Genomic DNA, 20,721 nt, shown 5'->3' on the forward strand with positions numbered 1-20,721 from the left:
TTCCGGTCCGGGTGGGGCAGGTCGAGGATGTGCGGTCCTCGGAGACTTCATTCCCGTGCGCCACAATTACGCCAGGAAGGCATCGGTACGTGGAGAAGAGGGGGCTCGAACCCCTAAACTGCGGCCTGCCGGACCGCTGCTCTGCCAGTTGAGCTACAACCCCGTGGTCCGGAACCGGGGTGTCAAACCCCGTTCTCTCGCTTCCAAAGCGAGCGGGTCAGGCGTCTCCCTCGTCGCGGAGGTGCTGCCCCCGCCGGGGCGTGCAGGCGCCGGCTGGAGTCTTGCTATGCCATCCACGTGGAGTTGAGAATCATCAGCGGTGGCCGTAGCCGGGACGAGAGCAGGGGCGACAGGATCCGAACCTGCAACCTTCAGTTTTGGAGACCGGTGCTCCGAGCTACGCCCCTGTGAGGTGTTTCGGTAACGAAACGCCGCCCTTCCCTGGTGGGGTGGGCAGCTTCGCGTATCCGTCTGCGCTATCCAAGCCGCCACCGCACCGGAATGCCGACGGCGGACCGACCGCAAGCAGCCTGCCCGTGCTTTGGCTCGCACCAGCACTGGCTCTCACAGCCGCATCGATCCAGGACGCGCTCATGATTGCGCGCGTGGCCAGCGGCAGGAGCGGACTTCTGGTAGCTGGAGGCCGGAGGTCCGGCAGTGCCCAGGAGATGCGCGCGAATCGCCCTCGCGTTGCTCCGGACGCGACTACGGTTGGACCAGTGGTCGACGACTCCAGAGCGGTGGAGGCACTCAAGGCGGATCCGACCCTGTCCGGGTTGCGCCGCTCCCTGGAGGCGTACTACGGCGACCCGGCCCGCGAGGCGGCGATGGACGCGTTCTACGCGCCCCTGGTTCGCCCAGGGGACCTGGTCTTCGACGTCGGCGCGCACGTGGGTGACCGGCTCGGCAGCTTCCGGCGGCTGGGCGCACGCGTGGTGGCCGTCGAGCCGCAACCGCTCTGCACCCAGGCCCTGCGCGCCCTCTACGCGGACGACGACCGGGTCACCGTGGTGGAGGCGGCGTGCGGGGCGCGTACCGGGCCGGTGCGTCTGCACGTCAACTCGGCGAACCCGACGATCTCCACGGCGTCGGCGGATTTCCTGCAGGCCGCCGAGGGAGCCGGCGGCTGGGAGGACGAGATCTGGGACGTCGAGATCGAGGTGGCCGGAACTACACTCGACACCCTGGTCGCGGCGCACGGCGTGCCGGGCTTCGTCAAGATCGACGTGGAGGGATTCGAGGACGCCGTGCTGGCCGGGTTGAGCCGCCCCCTGCCGGCGCTGTCCTTCGAGTTCACCACCATCGAACGGGACCTGGCCGCGCACTGCTTGGACCGGCTCACCCGCCTGGGCTTCACCAGGTTCACCGTGGCGCTCGGCGACGAGATGGCGTTCGCACTCAATGGCTGGCGGCCGGCGGACGAGGTGGCGGCGTACCTGCGGGCGCTGCCCCACGAGGCCAACTCGGGCGACGTCTACGCCCGCGCCCGGCCCGCCTGACCCTGACCCTGGCAGAAACCTCGTCCGCCCAGGTCACGCAGAATATTCATACTCGTGAAGGATGCCACCCGACGGGTTTGTGGCTACGCATGTTGAGGCAGGTGGTCTGGCCTGGATCGGTGATCGCCCGAGGCAAGGGGGGCGGTCGGGCGTTCACGATGCCCTGACGCGGCCGATCGGAGATATAGAACCGTCACCACAAAGGACTCGCCGGTATCCGCACTGCCGGTGGGATCGGCGTCTCAGCTGACGGGAGCGGCCATTAGTCCGAGCTTCGCGGCTTCGACATGCCTCACCCATGGTCCGGCCCCCTGCCTCGGTGGCGCCATCGCCAACAAACACCACAACTACCCGCCCGCCACTTCGGAAGACCGGTCCGCCGGCCAGCCCTTTCGCCCACCGTGAGGGAGAATCGAAGAATGCTTGTCATCAGGGAGCGGTTTTTTTCGATCGGCGACGACTTCGACGTCCTCGACGAGCACGGCACCAAGGTCTTCCACGTCGACGGCAAGGTGCTCAGCGTCCGCAACAAAGTCGTCATCGAGGACGCCTCCGGCCATGAGGTCGCCACGCTGCACCGGCACCTGGTGGCGCTGCGTCCCACCTACGAGATCCGGATCGGCGGCGAGAAGGCCGCAGAAGTCCGCAAGAAGCTCCTCACGCCGTTTCGCGACAAGTTCACCATCGACGTGCCCGGGCCCAACGACCTGGAGATGAAGGGCGACCTGCTCGACCACGAGTACGTGATCGAACGCGACGGCACCGAGGTTGCCGTGGTCTCCAAACGGTGGCTGACGATCCGCGACACCTACGCCGTGCAGGTCACTCCCGATGTCGACCCACTACTCATCATCGGCAGCGTCCTCGCGCTCGACCTGGCCCTGGACCGCGACAAGAAAAAGGGCGACGAGGACTGACCCGTTGGACGCCAGCAGCGCTGCTCCGGGCCTGCTCGTCGCCGCCACGGTCACCGAGATCGTCGGCGGCGGATCGCCGATCAACGAGGTGCGCATTTCCGGTGACCGTCCGCAACGGACACGAGCCAGGGCTGGGAGACGTCTCTTTGACGGCTTCAGGGTGGCGTGCTGGGGCCAGCTTCGTGGGCCAGCAGGGCGGCTTCAGTACGGGTGCTGCAGCCCAGCTTGACCAACAGCCGCGAGACATGGCCCTTGACGGTGGCCTCGGACACGTGCCGACGAGGCCCAATCTGGCCCGAATTCCGGCGCATTGACTGCAGGGCAGTGCCGGGGGCCAGCCCTGACGAACCGAGCCCCGCGTAGATCAGCACACGATGTGCACTTCGCTGTCGCCGAAGAGGTCACCAGCCTGAAGGGCCTGGTCACGGCGTTGCCCGTGGAATCGGCGTCTCAAACGACGGAACCGCGGGGACTCCCAGCAAGCTCACCGCGACGCTTCACCTCCAGCGTGGATCCGCTGACCGAGGTCCGCCGGGTGCACACCCACGCGTGGTGGAAGCGGCTCTTGCTGATCGCTCGTCGGCCGGTGCGCCGATGGCTACCCGGCGGGCGAGCCATCAGCTCCACGCCACTCCTGGTACTCACCGGCTACCTGAAGTTCACTCGCTGTGCTCCCTCGTGGACGGATCGCCGGGAGCCCGAGCGGCTAGGTTGATCAGTGTCATCCGCCCGATCCGTCACCCGGAGAGGCCTTCGTATGCTTAAAACGTGGTTTGCCAGGACCGCCGTTGCCGTCCTCGTCGCTGGGTCAGTGATCCTGACCCAGAACGCCCCGGCGCTCGCCCAGTCTCGCGAGGACCAGTACCTGGCCGGCGGCACAATAAACGGGCCGACCATGATCAGCCTCGCCACGAGAGTCTCTCTCTACGACGACCACGCCTCCCTCAGCACGAACGTCATGTTCGGCGCCAACGCGACGTCCGCCACCGGCTGCAAGATCACAGGCTGGTTGATCCTGCAGTACTGGAACTCGACCTCGACGTGGGAGGGTCCTCGCAACACCTTCACCTGCGAAGGCGCTCTGACCAAGGCCGGGACAGGAATCGGATTGTGGTGGGACAACTGGGCGGGATACACCAGCGCCGACGGCGCCCAGGGGCGGGTCTGCGTAGACCTGTACTACAACGGATCGGCCTCGTCCGGCTGGCAGCGCTGCTACACCGCCCCCGTCACCTGGGAGGGCTGACCCCGCGCACCGGTCCTGAAGCGGAACGGGCCGCCGGCAGTCCGGCGGCCCGTTGTGGCTAGCTGATTACCGCGGGCAAATCGCAGCCTGCTATCCGCTGCTGCGCCGCCACAAGGCAACGGATCATTGGTTGCCAGACGCTCCCGCTACAGCCCGAGTTCGCCGTGCAGCCGGCGGTCGTTGTACCAGTCGATGTACTCGACGGTGGCCATCTCCAGGGTCGAGGCCGCGCCAGGGACCTTGGTTGCGGACGAGTTCGGTCTTGTAGAGCGAGTTGAACGCCTCGGCCACCGCGTTGTCATAGGAGTCGCCCTTGGACCCGACCGAGGCGGACGGTGCCGACCTCGGCGAGCCGTTGGGTGTAGCGGATCGCTCGATACTGGACTCCTCGGTCCGAGTGGTGGACGAGTTTACGCAGGACAGCTCCCTGACTCTCGCGGCGCCAGATAGCCATCTTCAACGCGTCGAAAGCCAGATCCGTGTAGTGCGACGTGGAGACCTGCCAGCCGACGATCATGCGGGAGAACACGTCGAGGACGAACGCGGCGTACACCCAGCCCACACTGGTGCGCCCGTAGGTCAGGTCGGCGACCCAACGAAGTTGAGCATCCCCGCAACGTCTACCTCCGTGAGGACGCCCTCACCAACCCCCTCGCTACCGCGTTTGATCCCGACCGCCTTGAGAAGACGATCACCGCGATGGTCGACGCCCAGTCGGGGAACCAGCCCTCCCCGGCCATTGCCGCCGCTCGCGCAACCATCGCCGAGTGCGACGCGAAACTTGAGCGCTACCGGGCAGCCCTCGACCCCGGAGCGGGATCCCTCGGTCGTCGCCAGCTGGATCGCTCAGACGCAGGCTGAACGTGCACGGGCCGAAACCGATCTGCACCCACCGGAGTCGGCCGCACCACGCCGGATGACCCAGGCAGAGATCACCGAGTTGGTTCACGCCCTAGGGGACATCGTCACCGTGCTCCGCGACGCGGACCCCGCCGACAAAGCCGAGGTCTACCGCCAGCTCGGCCTGCGGCTGACATACCACCCCGAAGCGCAGACGGTGCACGCCGAAGTCGATCTCAACGCGCACCGTGGGGCAATTGTTTGTGTCCGAGGATCGACACGAACCATTGCCAAACCACCGATGACGCTCGGTACCACCCTGAAGCTCGCGCAAATCTAGACACGTGGTGACCTCTTCGGATCCCAGGCCCACCAACAGCTCCTTACCGCCTTGACCTTCGCACACTCCCCTGCCAGCCGACATAGAGCACTTCGACCGCTGTGCAGAACCGCAGAGCACTCCGCGGGAAACAGGACGCCACACCCACTCTGACCTGGGAGAACGTGGAGCCGCAGTCAGGGGTGGGTGCAGTTGAACGCCGTTCGATGCCATTGGGCGCACTTCAAAGCTGTTCAGGGCACCCCGCTGCTCCCAGCCTGCTCCCCCTAGACCGGGCTCGCGCCGGGCCGCCGACCACTCCTGAGCTGCCGGCCCAGTGCTGCGGTTGGCACTAGCGCTGGCTCCCGCAGCCGCATCGGTCGATCGGGGAAGCATGCCCACGATCACCGCGCCTTGTCAGCGGCAGATCAGTGAACGTGATCTTGGTGCTTCGTAAGGCAAAGGATTCGGTGGACAACCGAAACCGAATCCTGGTTAGCCACGCCAGGTGAACGGCGTCGTCTATCAGATACTGGTTGCATGCCCCCTCTGTCTTGCCTTGGCCGGAGTACGGGTGAAATGGTGAATCGGCCCCGGACCCTCGGTCATTCCTGCGGTGTGGTTGGGAGAGCCCATGTTCCGTCTGATCGGACGGCTCGTTTGCGCGCTGCTCATTGCGTTTCCGCTGCTGACGGCGGCGCCGGCGTGGGCGTCCGGGCCGAGGAGGCCGACAGCGGTCGACATCCACCCGGCGGGATGGATGTCGAGTTCTGCGTCGGACATCAACAGCCACGGCGAAGTGATCGTCACCGCGACGAACACGGTCAACGGAGAGATCCAACCGCCGCTCGGATTCCTCTGGCAGGCCGGGAAACACACGGTGCTGCGTCCGCTGCCCGGCGGCAACGGCAGCCTCCCGCGGGACGTCAACGAGCGCGGCGAGGTCGTCGGATTCTGTCAGTCCGCGGTTCACGCGGCACGCCCGTGCCTGTGGCGGCAGGGCCGGCCGCGGGACTTGGGCACGCTCGACGAACGAGGTACGGGCACCGCGTTGGCGGTGAACGACAAGGGCGAAGTCGTCGGTGACAATCAGACGTTCATCGGTGGTGGCCTGACCCGCGCCTTCCTTTGGCGGCGCGGCGTCCTGACCGATCTCGGAGGCGTCGGCGACCGCAGCGCCACCGGCATCAACAACCACAGCCAGGTGATCGGCGTGCACTACTCGTCCAACGGACAACGGGCCTTCCTGTGGGAGCGGGGCACTCTGACCGACCTGGGAACCCTCGGCGGCAACGAGACGGTGCCAGCCGACATCAACGAACGCGGGCAGATCGTTGGGACGAGCACCACGGCGGACGGCGTCCAGCACGCATTCCTCTGGCAGCGTGGCCGGATGATCGACCTTGGCACGCCGTCCGGCATCAGCGGGGCACTCGCGATCAACGACCATGGTCAGGTCGTCGGGTGGAGCAACTCGGCGGACGGGGCGGCCCAGGTCTTCCATTGGTACCAGGGTGTCCGCACCGAGTTTCCCGGGTATGACGCCCGCATCAACGAACGAGGCTGGATCGCTGGCACCACCGCAGGCGACCCACGACGAGCCTTCCTGTTGCGCAACCGCCGGATGGTCACCGGCGATCCGGCGGCCGCCGTGATGGCACTCAACAATCGGGGAATGCTGGCCGGGTGGACGAACACACCGGGCGGCAACCACGCGACCGTGTGGAAGTGATGACGGGGGCGACCGACAGGCGCCAGCACGCGCTGGTCTGCTGCAAGGGGCCAACTTCAGCGCTACCGGGCGGCCCTCGACGCCGGAGCCGACCCCTCGGTCGTCAGTAAGTGGATAGCCCAGACACAGGCCGAACGGACCCGAGCCGAAACGCAGCTGCACGCAGGGAACTCCGCCGCACCACGCCGGATGACCCAGGCAGAGATCACCGCGCTGGTTCACGCCCTAGGGGACATCGTCACCGTGCTCCGCGACGCGGACCCCGCCGACAAAGCCGAGGTCTACCGCCAGCTGGGCCTGCGGCTGACATACCACCCGGAAGCGCAAACGGTGCACGCTGAAACCGATCTCAGCGCGCACCGTGGGGCAATTGTTTGTGTCCGAGGGGGATTCGAACTCTTGTACGCATCATATGTGCACCATTCTGGGGTGCACATGCTCATAGGTTACGGTACGGCCAGGACTAGCTCAATACTGGCCGCCATAACCATCTGTAAGTGTACAGCCGACAATTTGGACTCAGTCCGCCACGGCCTCTCTGTCTGACATCGGCAGGCCACCACGATTGCCGTTTTGGAAGCTGGTGAACTCTCAGTCGACTGGCTTTCGTGGCAAGCCATATCGTTCGCGTTCTTCAGTGTTGAGCGCACGGGGCTCACTGCCTGTAGCCGTAACCTGCGCAGGGTTATTGCATACGTCCCAGCTCATGATCGTGCCGTCGTCGTAGGCGATGATGAGGGCGTCTTGCCACGACAGGCTGCGCACTACCCCACGAGGTATGTCGAGTACGCCGAGAGGTCGTCCCTCTTGAGCGCGCCAGATGTAGAGCATGTTGTCATTGCCGATGGTCGCGAGACGGTGCCCGTCGGTTGCCCAGGTGAGGTGTTCGACGTTGCCCGTATGGCCGAGACAGCGTGAGCCGACTTGCTTCTGCGCTACGTTCCAGATTTCGACGTGGTTGCCGACGGCGGCGGCGAGTCTGGTGGAGTCATCCGACCAGGCCAGGGCTGCTACCTCGTCGGGCCCTTCGGTTCGCCATTGGTGGACGAGGGTGTAGTCGTCTCCTCGCCACAAGCTCACGTTGTGTTCGCGGGTGACTGCAGCTATTAAGCTTGAGTCCGGGGACCAGGCAATCGTCCCGGTGCTGTCTTCGCCTCCGTCGAGAACTGCTAGACGCTGCGGTTTGGCCACGTCCCAGACCGAGAGGGCGGGTGCGGTTCTATCGAAGAAGCAGTGTGTATGGACAGCCAGCCGTGAGCCGTCGCCGGACCAGGCGAGTCCGTAAACCCATGGTAGCGGCGTCAGTGTCGGTTTGCGTTTCGGGATTCGTCGCGGGTGAGCGCCCCACTGCACCCGGAGCCCACCGGATCGCGCGTCCCACAGGGTGACCTGTTCCTGTCTGGCGGTTGCGACCAGGTCGCCTAGTGGTGAGAACGCGATTGACAGGCAATCGTCGTCTCCGAGTCGCAGCGGCGGTGCCATCTTGTCCGCTTCGATGATCTCCGGCGTCCTCCCGATCCTTTTTACAGCGGCTCGTCTAAGGTCCGGAGACCAGGAGATTCTTTGCAGGCTTCCGGTAGGCAGGCGACGGAAGCTTCGGCCGGTAACGTCCCAAATCTCGACGTCGTGAAGTGAGGTTCCTAAGCCTATTCGTTTGCTATCGGAGGACCACGCGATCACGCTGATTTGGTGGGGGCGTGCCCGCCGCTCAACTGTGCGGCCGGTGGCGACGTCGATCAGCGCCACGCGGTCACGGTGGCGTGTTCGACGCACGGAGCAAGCAATGACGTCCTCGGCGGGTGACCATGCCATGGTTTCGGTCATGCCGGGTGGTGCGCTTTCGGCGGCTTGGCCGGTGTCGGTGTCGTAGATCCACAGCGTGCGGGCCTTCGGCGCGAGGAAGTCGGTGCGCCGCGTTGTGAATGCCGGATCGGCTGAGACGGCGAGCCGGATTCCGTCGGGTGCCCAGCACAGCACCGGGCGCGACCACGCTACCTGTTGTCGCAGGACCTCCGGCGTGTGCTCGTCGATGCTGACGACGAGCAGCAGGTCGTTGGAGGCGATGGCCAGCCGGTCACCCTGGGGAGACCATGCTGTGGCGCGAACGTGTGTGGCCGCGATGCTGGTGACAAACTGTGGGACGTCATCGTTCAAGCGGTAGACGTCGACGGTTCGGTAGTCGAACTGTCCTGCAAAGCAGACATCGCCGTGCCACGAGAATGAGTCAAACGATGCTGGAGGACTCCCCCTCCGGGTGCCCAGGTTACGGCCGTCTGCGACGCGCCACAGCATGGCGCCTCGATCGTGCTCGGTGAGGGCGAGGGCCCCGCTGGCACTCAAAATGGTTTGCCCCCTCGCTCCCGCATCAGCGGCAAAGGCAACCTCGGCAAGGCGACCGGCGTCGTCCCAGGTGCAGACGCGCCCCGTCTTGTCGGCGGTGCGCAGGGCCTCCCTGTCGGGCAGCCAGACTGCGGAGGTGATGCCGGTGGTGTGCCCGATGGTCAGGCGCTGTGTTCGTGAGGTGGCGGTTAAGGCCCAGCGCGTCGTTGTCGCTGCGGGGGTGGGTGGCAATTCGTGTAGCGCGGTGTGGGCAAGTGCCACGGCCAGTTCGGGGTCCTGCCGGCGCACCTGTTGTGCCAACTCGGCGAGCCGCTCGGACTGTCGGGCGCGGTCCTGGTGATCGAACTCTTGGGAGGCGTCGAGCAGGTGTCGGGCTGCGGTGGAGAGGGGTACCTCGGCTGCGAGCGCGAGGGCATCGGCGAGGGTTCGCCCGCGCAAGAGGTCGTCTGTGTGAGGGTCCGCTTGCCATGCTGCCGCGCGGTGCTCGAGCCTGGTGGTGCGGTGCAGTCGCTCCTCGTTGGCGCTGATCAAAGAGGCGAGTCGTCGCCACTGGCGGAACAGGGCGTCGTGGGTCAATTCAAGGCAGGTGCCATCCTCGACATCGGTGATCAGTCGGGCCGCCCTGAACTCCTCAAGGATGCGGGCGGCGGCGGTGTCGAGGTCAGATCGTCGGATCGTCCTTCGTGCGGTTTCCTTACCTTCCACAGCGATGCCGCGCAGCAGAGCAGAGTCGACGGCGCGCTGGGGGTACCGCTGGGTGAGGTTTTCGTAGATCTGCTCGGCGTGAGCTGCGATGGCACCACCCACCTCCCCCGCTTGCTCGTACTGGGCCACCGTGATGTGTTGACGATCGGACTGCAGGTGCAGACGTTGCAGGAGGTGGCTGAGCAGGGGAAGCGCGTCACCGACCGTGGCGTCGGCGGTCATGCGGTCGATGAGGTCGTCCTCGAACGTGAGTCCGGCAGCTCGGGCAGGTCCCGCGATGGCCTGTCGGATGCGGGCCGGATCCAGAAGACCGATGGCTACCGGTCGGGTGATGAAGCCGGCCTTCTGATCGGTGAGCCGGCGGCGGAATTCGGGCCGGATCGCCACCAGCAGGCGCAGTTCCGGCAGCACGGTCAGTGTTCGGGTCAGCAGGGTCCACCACTGGGCCCGGTCGTGTTCGCCGGTCATCGTGTACAGGTCTTCGGCCTGGTCGACAACGAGCAGTGCAGGGCCGCGGGCGGCGGCGAGGAAGCTTGGCACAACCTGGAGTGGAGCTTCCGGAGAGGCGGCCTCCTCGCGCAGCAGTCGCGCTGTCTCCAGCACAACCTTTGGGCCATCCGCTAGAGCCGCGGCGAGGCTCATGAAGGGGTCGGCGGCAGGACGTAATGGACCCACTACGGTCCAACGCCGTGGTGGTCGAGCGAGGACACCCGCGCGGATCAGCGAAGATTTACCCACTCCAGACGGGCCGACGACCGTAACTATCCGGGTCGCCGGCGCCGGCCCCGAGCGCTCCAGTCGGTTCAGTACGTCCCTTGCTTCGCGGTCGCGCCCAAAGAAGACACCGGCGCGCTCTGCCGTGAACGGGGCTAGGCCGGGGTAAGGGCTTTCCGCGCCGCGCCACGTGACCGCGGTGCGGCGATGGACGAAGAAACGCCAGCTGAGCCACAGGACGACGCAGAGTGGGAGCCAGAGGTAGGCGTAGTCAAGGACAAACCGCCACGGCCCGCGCCAGCTGTCCGTGCGCGCCGTCACGACGTTGATGGCCAGGCCGACGGCGATCGTGCCCAGCAGGGCACCGGACTCGCGACGGTACTCCCCTAGTGCCCGCCCCACATGGTCATCGCACTACGAGTAGGTGCTGCTCGCCAGCGCGTGGCGGATAGCCGACAGAGACACCAACCACGGTCGGGACTGGATTCACACCCTTGACGTGGCTATGCCTGGATCTCGATCAGCGGCACCGCGAAACCGATGGATTGCACTGCGACGCACTTCCCCCTGTCGCTGACCGAGACACCCACCGTCGCCGCCTCCTCATGTCGTGATGAGGCGCCATGGCTTGCCGAAGGCGACGCGACGGAAGGCGTCGATCTCGCGCAGGTGGGCGTCGTGCACGTATGGAACGAGAGCGGCCTCGGCGGCGTGCAGGCAGGCGCGGTAGCCGATTTCGCGCAGCGGGTGTCCGTCGGGCGGTGCCGGGCTCTCGGGATCCCAGCCGACGATGGCGCAGATGCTCTGCGCGGTGCGCCGGGCGTGGGGACGGGCGATGGCCCAGGCCGGCTCGGGGTACATACCGCGCAGGCTCCACAGGTCGCTGCGGTCAGGGATGGTGGGGATCTGTTCGTGGTCGGTGGTGGTGCCGGCCAGCTTGTCGAGCCGGTTGCGTAGGCTCTCGCGGCGCCCGGCGATCGCGATGTTGTCCGTCAGGGCCGACTCGGTGAGCCACGAGACGGCGTCATTGTGCTCGGACGGGCCGAGCCCGGCAGCGGCGACGGCCTGCGACGCCGCGGCGTCGAAGTCCTGCCAGAACTCGTGCGAGCCGACGCCACACGGCCACCAGTCGAGGTAGCTGTCCTGGTCGGTGATCGGCTGCCGCCCGCTCACGAGCGCGGCCACCTCGGGGAAGCCGGTCGAGGTGTACCAGTCGGCCAGCTCGACGCGCCCGAGCCAGTCAGTCAGTCGCCACCACGCGTCCCGCTTCGGGCGGGCGCACGCCGCCGCGAGGGCCAGCTGCAGCACCACGGGACGCAGGTCGTCGGCGACCGTGTCGTACAGGTCCACACCCCAGGCCTCGAGGACCGGCGAGTGGTGCAGGTCGCCGGAGTGCACGCCGACGGGCAGGCTTAGCGCCTCGGCGTAGGCGGCCACGAACGGATGGGCATCGCCGGGTGTCTCGTCGTCGTCGAGCACGACTAGGCGGCCGGTGAGGGTGCGATGGATCGGCACGTTGAGCTTGCCGTTCTTCGCCCAGTTGTAGGCGGTACGGCGCGGAACGCCGTTCTGGTCGGCCCATTGGGACAGCGGGATCGGAGTCATGAACCGACAATGGCACAGATGGCACAGTGCCATCCAGGAAAGCTGTGCCATTTGTGCCATCCGCAGCAATGGGCATATCCGACAGCCGACGCTGCAGGCGGGGTGTTCGGCGGTGAGGGCTACGCCCCCCGCGCTGGCCTGGGAAACACTCGAATAGCTCCGAGCGTGGACGGCTCACCCGGCAGGTGCCGCGACCGAGGTAGGGCTTGACTCGCCGGGCCTCGCCGCGTGCGGTGACCCCGGAGCCGTCTGGCCGGAGCACCGCACGCGGCTACCCACCCCTTACTCGGTCGTCGGCGAGACGGCGCCGCTCGCCTGCGACCACCGGTCGGCGTGATCTGTCAGACGGGCCAGCGGATGGGGTTGGCCGGTCATGGCTGAGTGCGCGTTGGCCACGTCGTGCAGATCAGCTTTGATGTAGGTGGTGGTGGAGGATCCGGGGCTGTCGGTGTGACCGGCGTAGGCGCGGGTGATGCCGTAGCCGAAGTGCCGCTCCACCCAGGTGAGCGTGGTGTGGCGTAGCCAGTGTGTGGACACGCCCTGCACGGCGACCCACGGCAGGCGCTCACCGAGGCGTTTCCACAGGTGGTCGTAGCGGCGGCTCGTGATCGGTTGACTGGTACGGGTGCGCAGGAGCGCATCAGTGAGCAGGACCGCGCCGCGAGCGCGGGCGTGCTCGTACAGGTGTTCGGCGAGGTCGAGGGTGATCGGTTGCCACCGTACGGTGGCTCCTTTCTCGGTCAGGCGGACGAGTCCGTTGATGGTGTCCAGGTCGACCAGGCGCAGGGCCAGTGCGCCGCCGCGGCGGCAGGCGGTTTCGGTGTGAAGACGCAGGAGCAGCGCGTCGAGGATCACGTCGTTGCCGCTGGTACGAGCCTCGGCGTTGATCTCTTCCAGCTCGTTCGTGGTCAACGCTCGGCGGGTGCTGGGCAGACGTCGGGGTTTCGCGACCCGGTGGGCAGGGCTGGCCGAGGCGTCGATCAGACCATCGGCGATCGCCCGGGTATAGAAGGCGCGGGCGGCGGCCACGACATGCTCACCGGCATGCCGGCCGCTGCGGCTGTTACGCCGCGACACCGCGCTGGCAATCATCACCTGCTTCAAAGCCTCGATGTCGCTGGCGGCGACGCCGTCCAACGGTCGGTCGGGCCAGGTAGCGGCCATTCGTTCCCCGTAGGTGCCGTACGTGCGGCGTGCTCCAGGCCCGGCTGCGGCGAGAACGCGCGGCAGGTACTCCGCGACCGTGGGTAGGGCGGCCCGAGCGCAAGGGTGGGCTTGGAGGTCGGCCACAGTGACGCCCAGGTGGGCCAGGACCTGGTGTGCGGCGGCAACAGCAGACGGGTCAGCGGTCACTGTCACCTCCTGACAGCTGGTGGTGCAGGTCGGTGAGGAGGCGGGCGACGGTGCTGACGGGATGAACGACGAGCAGGTCATGCGTGATGAACGCGGCCAGGAGTACAGGCTGGCCGGGCTCGATCTGGCACATCTGCCGGGCGCTCGCCGGCAGGGGCAGTTCGCCTCGGCTGCCCACCTGATATCGGTCGTCCTGCGCGGAGGTGATGACGAGCATGTCGTGGCACAACTGGATGTCGAGGCTATGCCCCGGCGCCCAGCCCATCGCGTGCAGGAGGTGCTGGGCACTCACCCGGCCGCAGCGAGCGGGGAGAGCCATCCACAGCAACAGCCCGGAGGCGTCGGTGATTGCCGGCGGGCAAACGCGGGCGGGTAGCGCTGGCATCGGCATCGGGCATGGGCTCGGCCGCGCGGGCGAGGTAGCAGGGACGAGCGGACGAACGAGTTGCTCAAGGACTCGGGTAGGTCGTCTCATGACGACAGAACGTCGCGACTCCTGACACGCCTACGGCCTGCACGTTAGTGGCTTGGATTGGCGGCGGGCGCTTGAGACGATGAGTTGGTGTTGCTCTACGTCGATACCACCGCCGCGTACCGCGACGACGAAACGTGGGGCTTCCACCTAGCTAACGAGATGACCCGACGGCTCCGGGTCTCCTTCGGCGCTGACGAGGTGACGCGGATGCTGGAGCAAGCCGCGCTGTTCGCTCCTCCTGAGGGCCCGCACTTCGTCTACGAGGAAAATGTGCGGCTCTTCGCGGGACGACGAGGGCGAGGCCCCCTGCATGTCGCCTTAGACACGAATCTGTTGATCGATTACTTCACCTACGGGCATCGGATCTGGACGGGCGACAGCGTCGTTGATCTTGTTTCCAGCGAGGATTACTCGACAGACCTGGAATCACTACAACTTGTTCTCGCCCTGTGGGCGGTTCGGGACATCCGCTTCATCATGCTCGCGGCGTCCGTCGACGATGCAAAGAAGACCCTGTCCCAGGAGCGCCGTGGGCAGCGGCTGCTTGCCTTCGAGGAGTTCACCGCCGCGCTACACCTCTTTGGATGGGGGGACCTGGAGGAGCGCCCCTCCCGCGAAGGGCTGCTGATCCTGCCCGAGCGGGAGATGAGGCGTGCCTTGACGGCTGTTCCAGCCGGGAACGACCGCCGACTGGTGCACGACGCGCTCCAGGTCGGCGCGAACGTCTTCTTGACGCGCGACGTCGGGATCCTCAAAGCCACGGACGCGTTGCGGCCGTTTGGTCTGCTCATCGCGACGCCCGCTGACCTGTTCGAGGAGCTGTTCGCCTGCCGGGCTTTCCATTGCTTCCTCGGTCCGCGCTACCTGTACTGGCCGGCACCCGACCAGCAAAGGATCGGGCATCTCATCCACGCGCTCGATCCCGACAAACGGCCGTAGCGCGACCGCAGCAGCGTCGACAGCCCCCACCCGGGTGCTGCTGTTTGGCAGGATCCCTCCGTTACTGGTACGTCGGTCCGATACACCTTCTGACGTGAGGGGTGCTGGCATGCCTGAAGGGCTACACGGACCGAACGTCATCACGGCCGGGACGTCGCAGCTTCTCCTCGCCGTGGTCAGTGGAGGCAAGGCCGTTCACCTGGTACGCCGTAACAACCCGCCTGAAGCAGGCCGCGGCGCCCTGTCCGAGGCACACTTCTACCAGGCGGACAGCGACCGGGAACTGGTCAAGCGACGATACGACCTCGCCGCGCTTGAGGAACCGGTCTGGGCGCAGACGACGATGTGCGGTCGGGCCTGGTTGGTGATGGCCGGCGGTGATGGCGGACAAGTCAGCCGGTACCGGGAGCCGGCGTTTGCGCCAACGTGTCGGCGGTGTCTGGCGTTGATGGACCATCTGTTCCCGGAGCCTGCGGTCGATGAACGAGTGCCGGTCGTGGCGCAACTGGTCGTCGACCTGGTGCGGCAGCACGGGTACGCAGAGGTGCGGCGGGTGCCCGGCGACCAACTTTCTGCACTGCGCAAAGCCATTCGATTGCTGGTCAAGCAGCAGACGGGCCAGCCGTGTCGGACCTTCGTACACGACGACCTACTGATGGTGGCGTGCGAGTCGCTCGGCGACCACGTGGCTGAACAGCAGGCAGCCGTCGAAGCAGTCGAAGCAGTGCTCCTGGGGCGGGAACAACTGCCCGTTGTCCGGCCGGTTCCGGAATGGGTTGTCTCGTGGAGTGCCTGGAAGCGAGGGTGACGTACTCGCTGCGCACTTCCCCTCCCCCTTGTGCCTATGCCCGACTCGCCCGTGCTCCTCGTCGCGAGCATCGAGACGCGAAGGAGGGTGACCGATAATGACGTTCAGGTCCTCAGCTCTTGAGAGAAGCAGGATGTCAGGGCGAAGGTTCACCTGCCGGGCGCGCTGGTCACCGAGCGCCGGAAGCGAAGGACGACACGGAAGGCTCTGAGGTCGCTAAGGGCCGCCAACGGGCTGGAAGCCGACTGCCAAAGTAGATACCTCGTCCGGGTGCGCCGCGGGCAGGACCTGCTTCGCATACGGGTCTGGTCGAGCCGCTGCCCGCCGCCGTAGACGAACCGTCGGCCTCGAACTTTACGTTGCTCAATTTCTCCCGGAGCGGAGGACGAGGGATCGATCGCCTATCCCCCGTCCGACGCTGCCATGATCATTCCGAAGCGGCCAAGTCCTCGGCCGGCAGTGTCGCGTCCGCCGACGGCTCGGCGAGGAACTGCCCCACTTGCTGCCGGGTGAGCCCAGTCCTGTCGGCGATTTGGCTGCGGTTCAACCCATTAGCAACTAGGTCCTCTAGCGCCTCCCGGCGGATCCGGGAAAGGTAGCCGATCGAGTCCTGCCGGACGTTGATGAGTTCACCGGCCCGGACCGCGCGTACTGCGGGGTCACGGATCCTTTTCACCTCGGCGTCTCGATCTCCGCCTTTGGCGTCTCGGCCACGGCGCTGCTGCGGCTGCTTTTCCTCTCTCTCTGGCTGTTCCAGCCGGTGCACCCGCAAACCGACGTGTCGGGCGCGCATGGCCATCTTCGTGTCGTAGGTGACCAGCCGGACGGGCCGGCCGGCGAGGGCCTGCACGGCGACAGCCCGGTCGACGATCTCGTCGTCGTTGCTTGCCAGCCGGACATGGCCCGGGGGATCGAGGAGCACCTCGACGGACACGGTGCCGCGCGCCTCCTCCTGGACGGCGAAGTCCTTCGGCCGAATCACCCCATCCTGCTCCCGGGTGATGCGGTCGATGTAGGCGACGGAGTAACCGGCGCGATATCCCCGCTCGGCGCCCTGCCGCTTGCCCTTGTCGAGTTCGTCGACCACGGCCATGGGGACGATGATGTGGACGTCCTCGAATCCGAGGTGCAGGTCTCCGGCGAGGTCCCATGCCTCAATCTTCTCGGGGTGCTCCAAGTAGACGTTGGTGTCGAGAACGAGAAGTTCCCCGTTGCGCTCGAACCGCTTCATCTGCTCGGCCAGGTCGTCGAGCGCTGCTTGGAGGACGCGGACCCGTTCGTCCAGTTGTGTCGAGACCAGCCCATGGATTAGCCGGTTCGCCCTACTCTGATCTCCGAAGGAGCCAGCCGCGGACAGCACCACCTCGTAGCTCTTGGACGGCACCAGGTACTCAAGTTCGGCTGGCCGAACCTGGTTGTGAAGTCGCCGCTGCGCCTCGTGGCACCAGTCGAGGTAGGCGAGGGCGCGCGAGAGCGCGTCGGGCGAGCCGCCCCCACGGAGGTTTGCGACCGTCTCGTGAACGTTGATCAGGGCGGAGCGGAGGGCTTCGCGGCTGCTGCCGGGCAGTGGCGTGATGAGCACGCGCAGATCCTTCCCCTGACAGCAGACCCGCGCCACCCCGAAACGCTGTGCCTCGTCGCAACCAAATTTTGGACGGTCTTCAACCCCGTCCAGGCCAGCCCTACTGCTCGGTGGGTTGGGGCGAGACGCAAGGATGATGGGCGGCAAGAGCAGTGGGCCTAGGCGTCCGCCCTGACGTACGGCGAAACGCCACCCGGAGGACTCTGTCAACTTCCTCGGATAAGCCGCAGCCGCTTTTGACGGGGATTTCCATGAGGCGGAGCGCGCACGACCGGCACATGAACGAAGTCAGTACGACTGGTGCTCGGCGGGCGGGCGGGTTAGCCCGTGTAAAGGTAATTGATATGGTCCCAGGCAATTTCAGGAGCGAAGTCGAGGTACACGAGGGTGGTCACGAGCAACAGAAACGTGACGGCCTCGACGCCGACCTGCCGGACCTGCGCGTAGGAGTCGTGGACTCCCAAGTCGCGCAGCGCGCTGCGCCAAAGGCCACCGGTCCCGCTGAGGTCACAACCGTTGAAGATGACGGCAAAGCTGGTGTCAGGTTCGCCATGCTGCTCGGCCAACTCGGCAATCATGGCCCGTTCGGCGTCGGCAAGCCTCTTTCGTCCGATGGCGCGATCGACGATGAGGAACACTTTGCCATGCAAGGTCTCGTATGACGGCTCACTGCGAAAGTCGTCGTCGGGTCCGTAACCATACTCGGCGAACGCGGGCGACTGCCAGCTCAGCGTCTCGTACAGGCGTCCTCGGAAGACCCCTATGTCCTGTGCAACATCGATCCTCTCTGAGACGCGGAAGTCATGTGCGGCGAGCAGACTTTCGATGAGGCGCTCGAACGCCGGGGATGCCGGGCACGCGATTTGAGATCGGATTGGGTCATAATGATGCCCAAGAGGCCGCCCCCGGAAGGCGGGTCCGTCGATGCGCATACTTCGATGTTGCAGCATCTCTACAGCACGCACCTCGTCCAGCTTCTTCGAAGTGGCGACACGAAGCGAAACCTCACACTGACCGAGGGGGATGGCGGAGTAGAAGTTGCCGCGCGGCCACTGCCGCTCAACGATGTCCCGCACGTCTTCTGCGATGAACTCGCCAGCGGACTCCACGTAGACGACAAGATAAACAGGCTCTGGTGCCGCCGCCCAAAACCGTATGTGGTCCACCTTCACTCTGACCTCAACGCTGTCGGCGGCCTGGTAGATCTCCAGCGGAAGCGTCTTAGCCCTCTTACTCTTGGCCTGGAACCACACTCGAAACTGACTCGTCCGCCTGACACCCTCTCCTTCCAGGAAGAGGTGCAGGCCCGTGTCGATCGCCGCTCGGTCGTGCTCATAGCTGAGGACCAACCCGTGCCGAGTTAGCAGGGCCTTCAAGTCGGCCATATAGACCGCCTCCAGGACGTCACTCTCACCCATATCTGGCAAAACCACACCATCCCACGTCGCAGACGGAAACCTCGTGCCCTACGACAGTGACTGCCGACCCGCTCCTCAGGCACTCTCAGCAAGCCGTAGGCGGTAAAGACTCATGACTACCTGCGTCCGAGAAGAAAACTCAACTCAGGTGGTCTTGCCGACGCGTGGTGACAACTGCGCCTGGGCGAACCGCTGTGTCGGCTCCGCCTGAAACGCGGTGCCTGTCCACGCCGGCTGAATTTACACGCAGCGTCGACAGCGGCGGCTCGCCAGCCCGTGGCGGATAGCCGACAAAGATGCCAACCATGCGGGGACTGGGCTCACACCTTGACGTGGCTATGCCTGGATGTCGATCAGCGGCATGGCGCAACCGATGGGTCGGAGCTTAGATAGCTTTGGCGTTCATGGCTCAAATTTTTGCTTGCGGCGGTTGATGTAGAGCACTCGGCCGCTGGCCAGGACCGCGGCACCAGAAAGCAGATTCGCCGTGACGGCGGTTCCGACACTGTGGTCGTCCCAGCTGTCGGTTACTGTCACGGCTATCACGATGGCTTCGAGAAGTCCGGCGAGGATCCCGAGGGACCACAGTAGGCCGCGTCCGATTGTCGCCCAGGCGCTGCTCTTGGCTGTTGGTGCGCGGAGGGCGCTTGGCGGGATACCGATGGCTGCTTCGATGGCATCTCGCATCTGCTGCATCTCGGCGTTGACGGATCTGGGGAAGGAGACTGAGGAACCGTCTTCCATGGGAGGTCGTCCCGCGCCAGGTCCGAATCGGCTGATCGGTGCTGGCTGGACGCCTTTCTGGATCACCTGGAGGTAGCCATAGTGCAGGGAGGTTGCCGGCCTGAACGAGACCCCGGCGACATCGCTGATGTGTAGGCGGCGCTCGCCCTTCATGACGGGCCCGAAGCCATCCTTGCCGATGACGACGGACTGGCCATCAAATGCCGCATGGCCGAGGACACCTCGCGCTCGAAGGACAGGCGCGGCGGCTCTGCGCGCCGGGGGTGCTGCCTGGAGTGTGGGCACCGCATGTCCCAGTGGCTCAGCAACCACCATCATCCCCTCACCCATTCCGAGTTTGCGTGGGCGTTGGGGCGACGGCCCGTTTACGACGTGATGATAGACGTACTCGTAGAGTTCATCGACAGTGATCCGACCGTCGCGGTTCGAGTCCGCGGCGCCGGTGGCGACGCCAGCTACAATCGCTTCGGTGAAGTAGGAGGTTCGCGCCATTGGTGATTCGACGTCTTCGAAACTAGCCTCATGCTCACCCGACGCGGTAAGTACCGCGACCCCGCTGCCCTGAGGTAAGCCTCGGACGAGTACGTCAACGTCGGCTTCGCCGCTGGACCGGGCCTGCATGCCCGTGATGAAACTCCCGCTGAAGCAGCAGTCGACGAGGATGAGCGTGGACTTTGAGCGGCTGTCGTAGATGCGGTCGCGTACCCACTCGGCGCCTACCCCAGTCGCGCTCGGGTATTGCTTCTCGGTGTCAGTAAATGCGAAGTACAACTTGCCCTGCCGGTCCTGAAGCCCGTGCGTCGAGAAGTAGATCAAGTTCAGGGCATCATCAACCCGGGCTTCAAGCATGAATGCTTCGATGGCACGTTGCGCCGCACGGGTTGTGCAGTCGACGTCAGCGAACACCTGCGCGTACCCCGCCTCGTACAGCATGCGGGTCATGTCCTCGACGTCGCGACGAGGCGATCTGAGTTGTGCCAGCGACGAGTCGGCGAACGTCCCGCAGCCGATCAGCAACGCCCTACGCTGGCGGGTCGCCTCTGTCATGACCCGCTGTTCATCCGGTTCAGGTAAGCGGCGACGAGTTCGTCGCGTTGCGCCTTCGACACACGCCCCTTGAAACGACGGCCGTCGATCTCAATCTCGACGTCGGCCGGCTGCCGGCTCAGCCACGACGCGATGATGCCCATCAGGCTCTCGACCACTATCGGCGCCAGCGTCACAGCCAACGCGCCAGCCGCGACCACCATCCCAGACTTAGCCCCGGCCGGTGCGTCCGCAGCCGTATCCCACTCGGCGCTGGCTACGTCCGTGGTGAGAACCTCTCGTCGAAGCCCAGCGGTCAGGTCCTTCACACCATCTGCGTCCAACTCCGAGCAGCCCACTCGCACAGATATCTGAAACTGATTCATCGAATCCCAATCCCGCCCGCGCGCGTCGGGCCTGGACGATCGCGGTCCGTGGCCTGCGGCGCATACGCCTTCG

General features: G+C 65.8%; 16 protein-coding genes, 1 tRNA gene and 1 pseudogene. 7 read left to right on the forward strand and 11 right to left on the reverse strand.

Annotation, left to right across the window (positions count from 1 at the left end):
- Nucleotides 1-341: 341 nt before the first annotated feature.
- Nucleotides 342-407, reverse strand: a tRNA-Trp gene (locus ACLQ27_RS30145).
- 312 nt (nt 408-719) lie between these two features.
- On the opposite strand from ACLQ27_RS30145, the gene ACLQ27_RS30150 reads away from it, so the two are divergent.
- Together ACLQ27_RS30150 and ACLQ27_RS30155 are read left to right on the forward strand one after the other, a co-directional pair.
- Nucleotides 720-1,499, forward strand: coding sequence for an FkbM family methyltransferase (locus ACLQ27_RS30150; RefSeq protein WP_357493176.1), 780 nt, complete (start codon nt 720-722; stop codon nt 1,497-1,499).
- 419 nt (nt 1,500-1,918) lie between these two features.
- Nucleotides 1,919-2,416, forward strand: a complete 498-nt coding sequence (locus tag ACLQ27_RS30155) for an LURP-one-related/scramblase family protein (protein ID WP_357574308.1) — start codon at nt 1,919-1,921, stop codon at nt 2,414-2,416.
- A 155-nt stretch (nt 2,417-2,571) separates the two neighbouring features.
- Here the strand turns inward: ACLQ27_RS30155 and ACLQ27_RS30160 are convergent, their stop codons facing one another.
- A complete protein-coding gene (locus ACLQ27_RS30160) occupies nt 2,572-2,727 on the reverse strand; it encodes a response regulator transcription factor (RefSeq protein ID WP_357493434.1) in 156 nt (51 codons plus the stop codon).
- A gap of 500 nt (nt 2,728-3,227) precedes the next feature.
- Between ACLQ27_RS30160 and ACLQ27_RS30165 the strand changes: the two genes are divergently transcribed.
- Nucleotides 3,228-3,662 carry a hypothetical protein gene (locus tag ACLQ27_RS30165; protein WP_357493180.1) on the forward strand — a complete coding sequence of 145 codons (435 nt, stop codon included), beginning with the start codon at nt 3,228-3,230 and terminating at the stop codon, nt 3,660-3,662.
- Nucleotides 3,663-3,814: 152 nt separating this feature from the next.
- Here the strand turns inward: ACLQ27_RS30165 and ACLQ27_RS30170 are convergent.
- A pseudogene (locus ACLQ27_RS30170) lies at nt 3,815-4,263 on the reverse strand (IS3 family transposase); the annotation flags it as partial.
- Nucleotides 4,264-4,578: 315 nt separating this feature from the next.
- Between ACLQ27_RS30170 and ACLQ27_RS30175 the strand changes: the two are divergent.
- Both ACLQ27_RS30175 and ACLQ27_RS30180 read left to right on the forward strand, forming a co-directional pair.
- On the forward strand, nt 4,579-4,842 hold the full coding sequence (locus ACLQ27_RS30175) for a hypothetical protein (protein ID WP_425869898.1): 264 nt from the start codon (nt 4,579-4,581) through the stop codon (nt 4,840-4,842).
- Nucleotides 4,843-5,455: 613 nt separating this feature from the next.
- Entirely contained in the window at nt 5,456-6,553 is a 1,098-nt protein-coding gene (locus tag ACLQ27_RS30180) for a hypothetical protein (RefSeq protein ID WP_425869900.1), read from the forward strand.
- Between the two features lie 591 nt (nt 6,554-7,144).
- Here the strand turns inward: ACLQ27_RS30180 and ACLQ27_RS30185 are convergent.
- The 4 genes from ACLQ27_RS30185 to ACLQ27_RS30200 all read right to left on the reverse strand — a co-directional run bounded on the left by ACLQ27_RS30185 (nt 7,145) and on the right by ACLQ27_RS30200 (nt 13,562).
- Nucleotides 7,145-10,714 carry an AAA family ATPase gene (locus ACLQ27_RS30185; RefSeq protein ID WP_425869902.1) on the reverse strand — a complete coding sequence of 1,190 codons (3,570 nt, stop codon included), beginning with the start codon at nt 10,712-10,714 and terminating at the stop codon, nt 7,145-7,147.
- Nucleotides 10,715-10,915: 201 nt separating this feature from the next.
- On the reverse strand, nt 10,916-11,917 hold the full coding sequence (locus ACLQ27_RS30190) for a hypothetical protein (RefSeq protein WP_425869904.1): 1,002 nt from the start codon (nt 11,915-11,917) through the stop codon (nt 10,916-10,918).
- A 282-nt stretch (nt 11,918-12,199) separates the two neighbouring features.
- Nucleotides 12,200-13,054 carry a tyrosine-type recombinase/integrase gene (locus ACLQ27_RS30195; RefSeq protein WP_425869906.1) on the reverse strand — a complete coding sequence of 285 codons (855 nt, stop codon included), beginning with the start codon at nt 13,052-13,054 and terminating at the stop codon, nt 12,200-12,202.
- Between the two features lie 205 nt (nt 13,055-13,259).
- The gene (locus ACLQ27_RS30200) at nt 13,260-13,562 is read right to left on the reverse strand and encodes a hypothetical protein (RefSeq protein ID WP_425869908.1); all 303 of its coding nucleotides are present in this window, start codon (nt 13,560-13,562) and stop codon (nt 13,260-13,262) included.
- Nucleotides 13,563-13,832: 270 nt separating this feature from the next.
- On the opposite strand from ACLQ27_RS30200, the gene ACLQ27_RS30205 reads away from it, so the two are divergent.
- Nucleotides 13,833-14,684 (forward strand): hypothetical protein, encoded by an 852-nt coding sequence (locus tag ACLQ27_RS30205; protein WP_425869910.1) that lies wholly within the window; start codon nt 13,833-13,835, stop codon nt 14,682-14,684.
- Between the two features lie 109 nt (nt 14,685-14,793).
- Nucleotides 14,794-15,492 (forward strand): hypothetical protein, encoded by a 699-nt coding sequence (locus ACLQ27_RS30210; protein WP_425869911.1) that lies wholly within the window; start codon nt 14,794-14,796, stop codon nt 15,490-15,492.
- Nucleotides 15,493-15,919: 427 nt separating this feature from the next.
- Here the strand turns inward: ACLQ27_RS30210 and ACLQ27_RS30215 are convergent, their stop codons facing one another.
- From ACLQ27_RS30215 to ACLQ27_RS30230, 4 genes are all read right to left on the reverse strand, one after another.
- The gene (locus tag ACLQ27_RS30215) at nt 15,920-17,074 is read right to left on the reverse strand and encodes a PIN domain-containing protein (protein ID WP_425869913.1); all 1,155 of its coding nucleotides are present in this window, start codon (nt 17,072-17,074) and stop codon (nt 15,920-15,922) included.
- Nucleotides 17,075-17,394: 320 nt separating this feature from the next.
- Nucleotides 17,395-18,492 carry a hypothetical protein gene (locus ACLQ27_RS30220; protein WP_425869914.1) on the reverse strand — a complete coding sequence of 366 codons (1,098 nt, stop codon included), beginning with the start codon at nt 18,490-18,492 and terminating at the stop codon, nt 17,395-17,397.
- Nucleotides 18,493-18,894: 402 nt separating this feature from the next.
- The gene (locus tag ACLQ27_RS30225; protein WP_425869916.1) at nt 18,895-20,283 is read right to left on the reverse strand and encodes a caspase, EACC1-associated type; all 1,389 of its coding nucleotides are present in this window, start codon (nt 20,281-20,283) and stop codon (nt 18,895-18,897) included.
- On the reverse strand, nt 20,280-20,591 hold the full coding sequence (locus ACLQ27_RS30230) for a hypothetical protein (RefSeq protein WP_425869918.1): 312 nt from the start codon (nt 20,589-20,591) through the stop codon (nt 20,280-20,282). The genes ACLQ27_RS30225 and ACLQ27_RS30230 overlap by 4 nt, the downstream gene beginning before the upstream one ends.
- Between the last annotated feature and the right edge of the window lie 130 nt (nt 20,592-20,721).

The organism is Micromonospora sp. DT63 (assembly GCF_049841615.1).
GTDB lineage: Bacteria > Actinomycetota > Actinomycetes > Mycobacteriales > Micromonosporaceae > Micromonospora.